The organism is Robinsoniella sp. (assembly GCF_034124845.1).
The window spans coordinates 3919-16524 of the sequence record NZ_JAWYAJ010000141.1 but is presented as its reverse complement, the minus strand read 5'-3'; the positions used below and the strand labels follow the sequence as shown (position 1 = coordinate 16524).

Here is a 12606-nt window from a genome sequence, read left to right as displayed (position 1 = left end):
ATGATAGTGGATGGCGATATCCAGCAGAGAAGATATGCCAAGCATTATAGAACGGTTTAAGCGGTAAAGGGCTGCAACATCCTGATCTACTTCAGCGTATTGGTAGGACTGGAATTCCACATAAGTTGCCCAGCCTTCACTGTATCCGCCAAAGTTTAACAGGCTTCTGACCGGGTCGGCGTTGGCACTTCCGGAATAGATGGTCTGGTATAAATGTCCCGGATAACCCTCGTGTGCCAGGGTGGTATAAAGCTCAAGCCCGGAATAGTCAGATGCCTGGTTGATATAAATTACATTGTCAACGAGATTATCAATAGGCGGAGACAGGTAAAATGCAGGGCTTAAATATTTCTCCAGAGAACTGTGGACGTATTTCACGTTAACGTTCACCTGAGGAGACGCAGGGAAATCATCAGCCATTTTCTTCTGCAGGTCATTTAAGATTGCTTCCGGTGTGGAGGCAGCCATGCCTGAGACAGAAGACAGGAGAGCCGGATTTTTTGCCACAAGAGTCTGTAATTCGGTAAAGTCTGTCTGGACCTGGTCCATCAGGCGTTTTTGGATCTGGTCAATGGATGCGGTGGAACCGGTTGTATCCTTCACCAGGTATTCATAATATTTCTTGCCCTCAGGAAAATTACATAGTCCGGCGTTGTTTTTGCCGGTTCCTTTTAAGGCAGTCAGACCGGAAATCATATTTTCATAAGCTGGAATGACTTTCTTCAAAATAATATCTTTGTGCCGAACCTTAAAGTTGGCGCATTCTTCCGGTGTGAGATCCGGGAAGGCATCCACCTTATCATTAAATATTTCTATTAAAAAGTTGTTATCCGGGTCAGCAATAAAGGACTGGCATTGGGCAATTATGGCATCTGTGTTGGCATCGCTCATAAATAAGCCGGCGGCAGATTTTGCTTTTTCAAACTCCAGAAGGGATGCATAGTATGTATCCAGTTGTGACAGCAGAGACAGATATTCATCAATGTCCGCCTTTTTGTTAAAGGTATATTCAGCAAGGAGAACGGGCAGCTGTGCCTGAGTGCCGATTGTGGGTCCCAGTGGTTCTGCATACAGGGAAAAATCCTTGCCGTTGTTTTGATTTTTCAGATAGTATGCAAGTATGTCATAGGTCAGCTGATTGTCTTTGGAGAGTTTCTTATAAGAAATCTGATTCAGTGCCTCCTGATAATTTTCAAGGACAGCGGTAGAGGTTGCGAGGGATTCTTCATCAGCGGCTCCAAGTGTTACCATATAATCATCAATCCCGAAAGACTTGGGGTCCGACAGGGTGTAATGAAGATTCAACGTGTTGGAGGTGACTTCATCCACAAACATGTTGTGGGTAAAATCTGTGAATTTGCGGTTTTCCTGATAGTGGAAAGAACTGTTGATGTAGATGCCGAAAGAGATCAGCAGTAACAGGGAAGCCGGAATCAGCAGGAAGCGAAGAAGAGACGCGGGGTTGATTTTACGCATAGGGTTCACCTGACAATAGGGTCTTTAGTGTAAAGATATGCAAGAAGACATGCAAAAATTACCATCAGGGACACGAAAAAAGAAGGAGATGATAAACGTATACGTATATAACTGGGTAAGCCGAAGGAAGACTGTTCACATGCTATAAGGAGGTATTTATGAAAAAGTATGGTTATGTAAGAGTATCTACAAAAGAACAAAATGAGGACAGGCAGATGATTGCACTGTCAAGGTGGGGAGTTCCAAAGGGTGACATCTATATGGATAAGCTGAGCGGAAAGGACTTCAACCGTCCCCAGTACAGAAAATTATTAAGGAGGATTAAGCCGGGAGATCTGATTGTAATCAAATCCATAGACCGTTTGGGAAGGAATTATCAGGAGATTATTGACCAGTGGAGGGTAATTACAAAACATAAAGGGGCTGATGTTCTTGTTCTGGATATGCCGCTGCTGGATACGCGAAAGGGAAAAGACCTGATGGGAACCTTTATTGCAGATATGGTGCTGCAGCTTTTATCCTACGTAGCCCAGACAGAGCGGGAGAATATCAGACAGAGGCAGGCGGAGGGAATTGAAGCTGCGAAGATCCGCGGTGTGCAGTTCGGACGTCCATGTAAGGATATTCCGCCGGAATTCAATACTGTCCGGTCCAGATGGGAAGTAGGAGAGATCAGCGGCAGAGAAGCGGCGCGTCAGCTTGCAGTTACACACAACACGTTCTTTAAATGGATTAACTCGATACAACCATAAATTTGGCGAAAAATGTAGACTTTTTTATCCAGTAGTTTTTGAATTATACATAGATTATAAATTAAGCGATGCCTTCCATTCAGACCTATTTTGAGCCGAAGAAAGAGGAATACAAGCCCAAAAAAATTTTACCACGATTGGTAAAAAAAGTCTGATTATTTATCCGGATATAGATAAAAAGAAAAATAAAGGATGGAAATGAGAAAATGGAAGGTAGAAAAATGCCATATGATGATGCAGTAATGGAAAAAATGGATATTTCAGTTTTATGTATGGAAACAATTGAAAAATATCGCAGCTGTATGAAGGCGAAGACACCGGATGCACCCTGTCTGAAGCTTCTGATGCCGGAGTTCCTGGTTAAGCTGGCCGTATTAAAAAGAGAGGAAACGGATAAGCTTGTCCCTACCATAGCAGGTCTTCTGATGTTCGGAAAAGAATCCTTTATCCGGGAAGAGTTTCCCAATTACTTTCTGGATTATAGAGAGGAAGTGCAGGGGGTAAGGTTGGGATGGACTTATCGCATGACCTCGGATGACGGTAGTTTCAATGGAAATATTTATGAATATTATAATTATGTTATGGGCAGACTAGTTGCTCATGGAGATCATGAATTTGCGGTAAACAAGATGAAAAATGAGGATGATAAAGATTTGGTGGTAAATGCTCTTAAGGAAGCGGTCAGCAATGCCGTGATCCATGCCGATTATTACGGCCGCCAGGGTATTGTAATCAGAAAAAAAGATAACCTGCTGACCATATCCAATCCCGGCAGACTGCTGATTCCAAAAGAAGAAATACTTGCAGGGGGAATCAGCGATCCCAGAAACCCCACAATATTTAAACTGTTTAATCGGATTGGAGTGGGAGACAGGGCAGGAAGCGGCATGAGCCGGATATATGAGGCGTGGAAAAACCAGGGCTGGCCAAAACCGGTATGTGAAGTTAATTCCGACCCATACAGAGTGACGCTGAAACTGGAGGTATATTAAAGGGGAATATGAGAGGTTCAGGAAAACTCCCGTTATTTTTCTTTCGTACTTGACATCCCACATTCATTGTGATAGCCTAACTACATATAGACAAACGCGATGACGAAGAGAGTACATCTGATGCAGGCATTACAGAGAATTCCCGGCTGCTGAGAGGGAAATGTGAGTACGGATGGAAGATGGCTTCTGAGTGGTGCACCGAACATGAAAAGGCAATTGTTTGCAGAAATGATTCAAACTGCCCAATTTGTGCAAGGCTGCAACGGGAACCGCCTGTTACAGCGGTGTAGTGTACGATCAGGAGATGGTATTTCGGTACCAGGTGCAGCGTGGCGCAATGCTCTGGCAGACCTGGGGATGTGCACTTGCAGAGGTTTGTTTCGCGAGAAATGAATGAAGTGAAGTGGTAACACGGGATGATAACACCCGTCTTCTCAAATGGGAAGGCGGGTTTTTTTGCGCATTTTACCGGTTGGCATTTAGAGCGGCATTCAAAAGAATAAGAAAGGGATTTATCATGGGAAAAGAAAAATATTATATGACTACGGCGATTGCCTATACTTCAGGCAAACCGCATATCGGCAATACCTACGAGGTAGTGCTGGCAGACAGTATTGCAAGATTTAAAAGAGCACAGGGCTATGATGTATTCTTCCAGACAGGAACGGATGAGCATGGTCAGAAAATTGAATTAAAAGCAGAAGAGGCTGGTATCACCTGCAAAGAATTTGTAGATCAAACTGCCGGAGATATCAAAAAGATCTGGGATATGATGAATACCTCATATGACAAATTTATCCGTACTACCGACGAAGACCATGAAAAACAGGTACAAAAAATATTTAAGAAACTGTACGACAAAGGCGATATTTATAAAGGCCATTACGAAGGAATGTACTGTACACCATGTGAATCATTTTTTACGGAATCCCAATTGACGGACGGCAAATGTCCTGACTGCGGAAGAGATGTACAGCCTGCAAAGGAAGAAGCTTATTTTTTCAAAATGAGCAAATATGCGGACCGTTTAATTGAGCACATCAATACCCATCCCGAATTTATACAGCCGGTTTCCAGAAAAAATGAAATGATGAATAATTTTCTGTTACCAGGACTTCAGGACCTCTGTGTATCCAGAACTTCTTTTAAATGGGGAATTCCGGTTGATTTTGATCCAAAGCACGTGGTATATGTATGGCTGGATGCTCTTACAAACTATATCACAGGCATTGGCTACAACTGCGATGGAGAGAGCACAGATCAGTTTAAAAAGGACTGGCCTGCAGACCTGCATCTGATTGGAAAAGATATTATCCGTTTCCATACGATTTACTGGCCGATCTTCCTGATGGCGCTGGACCTGCCTCTTCCCAAGCAGATTTTTGGTCACCCGTGGCTGCTGCAGGGCGATGGCAAGATGAGTAAGTCCAAAGGTAATGTGCTGTATGCAGATGAACTGGTAGATTTCTTTGGCGTGGATGCAGTACGCTATTTCGTTCTACATGAAATGCCGTTTGAAAATGATGGTGTTATTTCCTGGGAGCTTATGGTGGAAAGGATGAATTCTGATCTGGCGAATACCCTTGGAAATTTGGTAAACAGAACGATTTCCATGTCAAATAAATATTTTGGCGGTGTTGTCGCAGATAAAGGGGCAGCCGAATCGGTAGATGAAGAATTAAAAGCAATTGCACTGGAGGTTCCGAAAAAAGCAGCGGAAAAAATGGAAGAACTTCGTGTTGCTGACGCTATTTCAGAAATCTTTACCCTGTTTAAACGCTGCAATAAATATATAGATGAAACAATGCCATGGGCGCTGGCAAAGGATGAAGCTAAGCAGGACCGTCTGGCAACGGTGCTCTACAATCTGGTAGAAAGTATCAGCATCGGGGCATCCTTACTGGATTCCTTTATGCCGGAAACCTCCGGTAAAATTCTGGCACAGTTAAACGCAGAAAAAAGAAGTCTGTCTGATATGGAACAGTACGGCATTTATAAATCCGGCAGCAAAGTGACGGAAAAGCCAGAAATCTTATTTGCACGTCTGGACATGAAAGAGGTAATGGCAAAGGTAGAAGAACTGCATGCTGCCAAGGAAGAACCAGAGGTCCCTGCAGAGCCGGTAATTGATATAGAAGCAAAAGCAGAAATCTCTTATGATGATTTTATGAAAATGCAGTTTCAGGTTGGTGAGATTATTTCCTGTGAAGAGGTAAAGAAATCGAAAAAGCTGCTTTGTTCCCAGGTTCGTGTGGGAAGTCAGGTAAAACAGATTGTTTCCGGAATTAAAGCCAATTACAGTGCAGAAGAAATGGTTGGAAAAAAGGTCATGGTACTGGTGAACTTAAAGCCTGCAAAACTTGCAGGTGTGATGTCTGAAGGTATGCTTCTGTGTGCTGAGGATGAAAATGGTGAACTGGCTTTGATGATCCCCGAAAAGAAAATGCCATCCGGCGCGGAGATCTGTTAAGAAAAGTTTAGAAAAGTAAAGTGAGAGGCTGTCCGAAGGCAGCCTCTTTTATTGCGTAAGATAAGAATCATATCCCTCAACTATAAATCTTTCCATTCATATTCGGTCATGGGCATTGGTCTGCTGAAAAGAAAGCCCTGTACGGTTTTTACACCGCAATTTTCAAGTACTTCCAGTTGGGCTTCACTTTCCACACCTTCTGCTACTAACTGGATATTCAGTTTTTTGCAGACATTTACAATTGCCTCTACGATCGTCTGTGCATTTTCATTGGAGATAATATCTTTTACAAAACCCCTGTCTATTTTTAAAATATCAAATTTTGCCGTTGCCAAAAGTGCCAGATTGGAGCTTTCGGCGCCAAAATCGTCAACGGATACCCGGAATCCTGCTCTTCGAATCTCACTGATTTTATTTTTCAAGCTTCTAAAGTCAGTTGCGCAGGTGCTCTCCGTAATTTCAATCTCCAGATATTCCTTAGAAATATGGTACTTACGGACAATGGATTCCAGTCTTTTCAGGAAATCATCCTCCATAAAAGTACTGCGGGAAAAATTACTGGAGATGGGGAATACTAATTTTTCCTGGCTCTGCCATTCTTTTTGCTGGGCACAAACCATTTCAAAGACATAAAAATCTATTTTACTGATCTGATAGGAACGTTCCAGCAGTGTAATAAACTTATCAGGAGACTGGATTATCCCATCGTCATCAATGAAACGCACTAATGCTTCCGCTCCGACTACGCGGCGGCTTTCCAGTTCAATTTTAGCCTGCAGATAGACTTGGAATTGTTTGTTTTGTAATTTTTCCTCTAATATCCCTGGATTAGTCAGAAAATCTAATACATCATTGCGGTGCCGGTATCGGCCTGTTTCTTGATGGTTATGATAAAATTCTTTCTTATCGGCATACATATTTTCATCAGCCGTTTTTATAATGGCGCGGATATTATGGCAGTTCTCTTCCCATTTGTATCCGATAGCTGCCTTGCATTCATCGTGAGAAAAACTGTATTTCAGTTTATGAATATTTTCTGTGAAAATCTCCTGACTGATATCCGTACAGATGATTAAAAATTCATCACCACCTATGCGGTAGAAAGAACCATTATCAAAGCTGTTCTGCATTAATTTGGCACATTTTTTCAGCAGATTATCTCCCTGATCATGTCCGTAATGGTCATTTACCTCTTTTAATCCGTTTACATCCAGATAAACGATTCCGATGGAAATATCCTTTTCTTCCAGGTTGTTCAGATCCTGGATATATCGGTTACGGTTATAAAAATCAGTCAATGGATCCAGGTAGCTTAAGCGGTAAAGGGTTTTTTCATCCTCGTTTCTGCGTATGGCAAGCATAATGAAATAGCGAAGCGTTTCCAGGAAAGGAACTGCACTATCCATTAAACCGGTAAAGGGATTATCCAGGCCCATACAGCCGTCTAATTTTCCTTCCCGCTCCAACGGTACCAAAATGACACTTTTAATATCCTGCAGGGACAAAAAGTCATATTCCGGTTTCATGGATGCTTTAATATTTTCCAGATCATTGATTACGACATTTTCTTGGTTCTTGAACATATTTATCCAGACGGTGAAATCTGACTGGGGCAGATTCTGGAGATTATCTATCTGGGGAGAAATACCTTCACTGCACCATTCAGCAATATTTGTCAATCTGTCATCATGAAATAAAAAGACGTAACTGCGTTCTGCCAAAAATAACTTCCCAACCTGTTTAAGTACGTAGGAGGTGGCTTCTAATGCATCGTGATTCCGATATAACTCCCGGATACAGTCCACAAGAATGTTATCCCGTTCCAGACGATTTTTCAGTTCATTTTTTTCATTGGCGGCATCAGTTATATCAAATGCGATCTCCATCCGGGCGGCATGCCCTTCCCATTCCATCAAACGGTCTTTTAATAAATAGTGCCGATTGGTAATGGGGTTAGTATGCTCCCAGGTATAATTTTCATCTTTTTTCAGAGACTGATTTGTACAAAATGGACAGGGTGAATCAAAGCCCTGCAGTACTTTATAGCACTTATTATGCCCCTCTTCGTTGATCTGAAAAGTCTTCTTCCCGGCTTCATTGATAAAGAGCAGTTCATAGGTATTAATGTCTGACACATACATCAGCTCAGAAATTTCGTTCATGGGAATCAGCAGTTCTTCGAAACGTTTTGAAAGCTGTTCGCTTTTTAAACGATTTTCATTTTCCGATTCAACCAGCTTTTTGCGGCGTTTATTCTGTAAATGAGTAAAAATTGCGCATAATGCTGCCAATATGATAAACAGCAGTGTCATAATAAAAAATGTATTCCTGGAATTGAGCACCATTTTCTCGGTATATATCTCAGCAGCCTGTACAGTCTGGTCTGCCAGGTAAAAATAGTCTTCACTCATTTCAAATAATTTATCGCCGGATACGCCCCCACCCCGGTAAAGATTAATCTCCTCCTTAAGCGCGTTCCATTCCATCATCATTTCATCCAGCAATGCCTGATAATTACTGTCATCCAGCCTGATCAGATTATATTCTTCGCTTCCCTCACTCAGTCCGGCGAGTATATTGTCCAGATGTGAGATTAATGTGTCATCGGTTACATGATCAAGTTCTTTCTTAATCAGCCTTTGGGTAGCACCCCGGATAATCCCGGTATAATTGATAATACGCGCATCTCCCTGAAGATTCGTGATAGAATGGACAGACTGAAATCCGGTTACTACCAGAGCAGCGCATAATACAAGCGGTACGGCACCGCTGCGTAGTTTAACAAAAATTGTCTTCACTTTGAATCCTTTCCCAGTGTCTTATCTTGAAATTTTTCCTGTCAGTATTTTATAGTAAAACCTTTCTGGGGATAACAAATGCCTAAACCGGTATAATCATAACCACCTCAAATGTATCACCCATATCATTTAATTCTATTTCACCTTTGTATTTAGCCACAATTTCTTTTACATTTGATATGCCAAATCCATGTCGTTTTTTATCTGCTTTATCCGTTATAAACTTACCGTTCCTGATGACCGGCTGATTTGCTTTGGTGTTAGTAAGAGAATAACTGAAATATCCGTTTTTAATTCTTGCTTTAATTTCAATCCGGCGTTTAGATTCATCCGGTATTTTTCCACAGGCCTCCAGTGCATTGTCCAAAGTATTGGAAAAGATACAGCACAGATCCATATCCTGAAAACACTCCAGTTTTTCCAGGCAGATTTTCGTATCGACAGAAATATGATTCTCTTCCATAGACTTGATCTTTTGGTTTAATACCAGGTTAATCACCGGGTCCGGCGTATAGTTTTTCAGTACAGATCGGTTCAGGGATGTAAATACAGACTCAATGTAAGCGTGAGCCTTTTCATACTGGGTTTCTTTCAGAAGCCCATCCACTACCTGCATATGGTTGTTCATATCGTGGCGGATTTTTCTTGTATTGCGGTGTTCCTGATCCAGGATATCATAATAAGCTGCCTGCATCTGGAGCTGTTTTAAATCGGACTGTTCCTTTAAGGAACGGATAACGGCAATGATCAGAACAAGTACACCGATATTTGTAATGATGGTAGTGCAGGCACCAAGTACGATGACAGCCACTTCCCCGGTTTCCATCTTCAGCACAACCAGAAAAGTCATAAAAAACGCAGCAGTACAAATGATATCCATTAAGAGCCACATCCGGGATGTAAGCTGGTTCAGACTGTTTGCAAGCCTGTTTTTAAATAAAAGATATACAGCCATCCAAAATAGAAAAGTGACCGGAATGGTAAAACGCGTTTTCAGCCCTTCTGTACAGATAATGCAGACCGCAGTCATTATGGGATAAAAAAGAACCACAACGGATACCCGGCTGATAATGGAGCCTTTAAAGCATATCAGGGTTATCAGAAGAAAAGCCGCCAGTCCATAGGAGATATTTACTAAATCCGCCAGAAATATGACATTAAAACAAATATATCCCAGGATCAGCATAGCGGGAATCTGAACCAGCCGATGGGTTCTTGGCTGAATAAATAAGCGAATCAGATGAAATACAAAATATCCCACTATTATTGAGGAAATCAAACCGACAATTGCCATCAGCATAGGAACCTCCTAATGAAAAGCTTGTTATTTAAGTAAAGATGTGTTAAAGCATTGATTTTGCAAAAGTAATCATAACCTCTTTTGTTCTCTGGCGGCTGATGGGAAGCCGGATAGTTTTAAGCAGAAGCTCCTGCCCCTCAATGCCGGATGCATGGGTCAGATTTGCCAGATAGCGCTGATGGATCCGCATAAAGGCAGGGGGTACCTGTGCCTCCAGATCGTTTAATTTTCCATAAAACTCATAGTTTTCGTTCCTGGTAAAAGCCGTAACTTTGCGTTTGTCACTGGCGAAATACAGAAGACTGTCCCAGGGGATTTTAAAAGTTCCCTGTTCACATTCCAGGAGAAAGAAGGAATCCCCGGATTCGTTCATATTTTCCAGCGCAGTATCTAACACGGCTTTGATTTTTTCTTCTTTAAATGGTTTCATAATATAATTTAATGCCTGGACTTCGTATCCGTCAAATACATAATCTGTAAAGCCGGTGACAAATACCAGGTTTACCAGTTTGTTTTCTTTTCGGATTGCCCTTGCGGTTTCAATACCATTTAACGCTTTCATCTCCACATCCAGAAAAATAAGGTCATAACTGCAGATATCACTTTTCAGCAGGGATTCTCCGCTGCCATATTCGTATATATGATAAGCTATGTTTTTTGTTTTTAGAATTTTCCCCACCGCCTGTTCAAGCAGATACCGCTGCCGGATCTCATCGTCACAGATTGCAATATGTATCATTTTAAATCGTCTCCCTTATAATTCCGGAATTTAAACTAATTCAATTTCCAGACAGATCATGTGATACTGTGGAAAATAAATGATTACTTTGATTTTAGCATAAGATTGCTCTTTTGGGAATAGGCGGAAGAATGTTTCGTCAACCCTGTATTACTAAAAAAACATTGTACAAAGTGCACAATAAAAACCAAAAGTTACAAATAGGATACCAAAGATTACATTGAAAAAATCTTCGAATTGAACCCCGGCTGGTTCCGTGATAATGTGGGTTCATGAAGCAGAACAACATAAAAATAAAAGAATATAGAGATAGAAGAAAAGGAGAATTACCATGTTGGAAATAAAAGAATTACACAAATCATACGTTACCGGAAAAACGAAATATCAGGTATTAAAAGGGGTTGACTTGAAAGTAGAGGAGGGCGAATTTGTGGCTGTAATGGGTCCGTCGGGAAGTGGAAAGACCACACTTTTAAACTGCATTTCCTGTTTTATTCCCTATGACAGCGGTGAGATTTTACTGGATGGGGAAAAGTTAGCGGCACTGAAAGAAGAAAAAATGGCTAAGATCCGCAATGAAAAGCTGGGATTTGTATTCCAGGATTTTATGCTTCTGGACGGTTTGACTGTATTTGAAAATGTTTGTATTCCAAAGGTTATTAAAGAGGAACCATACCGGGGAATGGAGAAGAAAGCCAAGACTTTGTTAAATCTCTTCGGGATAGACGATATCGGTCATAAATATCCGGTGGAGATATCGGGCGGGCAGAAGCAGAGGACGGCAGTGGCAAGGGCGCTGATGAATGATCCTCTTATGATCCTGGCAGATGAGCCCACAGGCAACCTGGACAGCAGGTCCAGTGAGGCGGTAATCCAAGCATTTAAACAGGCACAGAAATCCCTGGGAGCAACAATTTTCATGGTAACCCATGACAGCTTTGCAGCCAGCTTCTGTGACCGGGTAATCGTAATGAAGGATGGCAATGTATTTACGGAGTTAAGAAAAAACGGCAGCCGGAGAGAATTCCTGGATGAACTGCTGGTTGTATTAAAGGAAATGGGCGGTGACGATGATGACAATGAATAAGATATTCAGCAAGCTTAGAAACTACAATAAAAAAAATTATGTACAGATGGTATTTTGCGTGACGCTGTCTGTCATGTTAATTACCTCCTATGGGATTATGATGTTCAGCCCTACGGTTATGGAGGTACTCCCGGAAGGGGGAGATTCCAGGAAACAGGCTTATATGATTTTTGCAATTGCATTAATCGGATGTTTTATCTTTACGATATATGCTGCGGGATTATTTTTCAAGTACAAAAGCAGGGAAGCGGGGGTATTCCTGGCGTTGGGAACGAAAAAAAGCCAGCTTCGAAATGCACTATTTGCAGAGATCGGCATTATCCTTTCCGCATGTACGGCGGCAGGCTTAGCCTTAGGGGCTGTTGTATCATACTTCGTATGGCAGATGTTCTGCGTTCTGGTAGTGGATAACAATCAGATGAAGTATCAGGCTGATGTCACGGGCTTTATCATCGGATTTGTATTTGCGCTTGTAATATCCACCTGCATTATGGGAATGGCAGTTCGTTTTATTAAAAGGACAAATCTCATGGATGTACTGAATGATCATAGAAAGAGCGAGCCTTTAAGAGATGTAACGAAATTATATGGCATGCTTGGTATTGTCTTTAGCATTATGGGATTTGTGCTGGGGTATGTGGTTCCTGTCATTGTTGCAGAGATGGGAGTGCTTCTTCCTTCCGTATGGAGTGCAACTTATATGTTGTCACTTGCAGGTATTTATATGGTAATCACCTATGCCATCGTCCATCACGAGCGTGGAAAAAAACCTCAGAGATACTACCGGAATATCATTTCCGTAAACATGATGAAATTTCAGGGAAAACAAACTGTTCGAAATATGTGCATTATCTCTCTGTTGGTGGCAGCCAGCCTTTATGCCTGCTTCTATGCACCGGGTATGCTTTCCGGTATCAGTGAAATTGACGACAATCCGGTGGACTTTTCCATTCCGTCAAAGGTATCTTTCCGGGAAGTAAACAAAGAAGATA

General features: G+C 41.7%; 9 protein-coding genes and 1 other annotated feature. Of the genes, 5 read left to right on the top strand and 4 right to left on the bottom strand.

The window, feature by feature from the left end:
• On the bottom strand, positions 1 to 1476 hold a 1476-nt coding region (locus tag ACH2DQ_RS06740), incomplete at its 3' end, for a DUF885 domain-containing protein (RefSeq protein ID WP_395026073.1).
• A 158-nt stretch (positions 1477 to 1634) separates the two neighbouring features.
• Here ACH2DQ_RS06740 and ACH2DQ_RS06735 point away from each other — a divergent pair.
• The 3 genes from ACH2DQ_RS06735 to metG all read left to right on the top strand — a co-directional run bounded on the left by ACH2DQ_RS06735 (position 1635) and on the right by metG (position 5690).
• Positions 1635 to 2228 carry a recombinase family protein gene (locus ACH2DQ_RS06735; RefSeq protein WP_394914854.1) on the top strand — a complete coding sequence of 198 codons (594 nt, stop codon included), beginning with the start codon at positions 1635 to 1637 and terminating at the stop codon, positions 2226 to 2228.
• A 206-nt stretch (positions 2229 to 2434) separates the two neighbouring features.
• Positions 2435 to 3220 carry an ATP-binding protein gene (locus ACH2DQ_RS06730; protein ID WP_394914853.1) on the top strand — a complete coding sequence of 262 codons (786 nt, stop codon included), beginning with the start codon at positions 2435 to 2437 and terminating at the stop codon, positions 3218 to 3220.
• Positions 3221 to 3310: 90 nt separating this feature from the next.
• Positions 3311 to 3657 (top strand) — a binding site (T-box leader).
• 80 nt (positions 3658 to 3737) lie between these two features.
• Positions 3738 to 5690, top strand: a complete 1953-nt coding sequence (gene metG, locus ACH2DQ_RS06725) for a methionine--tRNA ligase (protein WP_394914852.1) — start codon at positions 3738 to 3740, stop codon at positions 5688 to 5690.
• 80 nt (positions 5691 to 5770) lie between these two features.
• On the opposite strand, the gene ACH2DQ_RS06720 is transcribed toward metG, so the two are convergent.
• The 3 genes from ACH2DQ_RS06720 to ACH2DQ_RS06710 all read right to left on the bottom strand — a co-directional run bounded on the left by ACH2DQ_RS06720 (position 5771) and on the right by ACH2DQ_RS06710 (position 10527).
• A complete protein-coding gene (locus ACH2DQ_RS06720; RefSeq protein WP_394914851.1) occupies positions 5771 to 8488 on the bottom strand; it encodes an EAL domain-containing protein in 2718 nt (905 codons plus the stop codon).
• Between the two features lie 82 nt (positions 8489 to 8570).
• Positions 8571 to 9788 carry a sensor histidine kinase gene (locus ACH2DQ_RS06715; RefSeq protein WP_394914850.1) on the bottom strand — a complete coding sequence of 406 codons (1218 nt, stop codon included), beginning with the start codon at positions 9786 to 9788 and terminating at the stop codon, positions 8571 to 8573.
• A 43-nt stretch (positions 9789 to 9831) separates the two neighbouring features.
• Positions 9832 to 10527 (bottom strand): LytR/AlgR family response regulator transcription factor, encoded by a 696-nt coding sequence (locus ACH2DQ_RS06710; RefSeq protein WP_394914849.1) that lies wholly within the window; start codon positions 10525 to 10527, stop codon positions 9832 to 9834.
• A gap of 331 nt (positions 10528 to 10858) precedes the next feature.
• Between ACH2DQ_RS06710 and ACH2DQ_RS06705 the strand changes: the two genes are divergently transcribed.
• Both ACH2DQ_RS06705 and ACH2DQ_RS06700 read left to right on the top strand, forming a co-directional pair.
• A complete protein-coding gene (locus ACH2DQ_RS06705) occupies positions 10859 to 11614 on the top strand; it encodes an ABC transporter ATP-binding protein (RefSeq protein WP_394914848.1) in 756 nt (251 codons plus the stop codon).
• Positions 11598 to 12606, top strand: a 1009-nt coding sequence (locus ACH2DQ_RS06700; RefSeq protein WP_395026068.1) for an FtsX-like permease family protein, incomplete at its 3' end; no start/stop codon positions are given. The genes ACH2DQ_RS06705 and ACH2DQ_RS06700, both read left to right, overlap by 17 nt.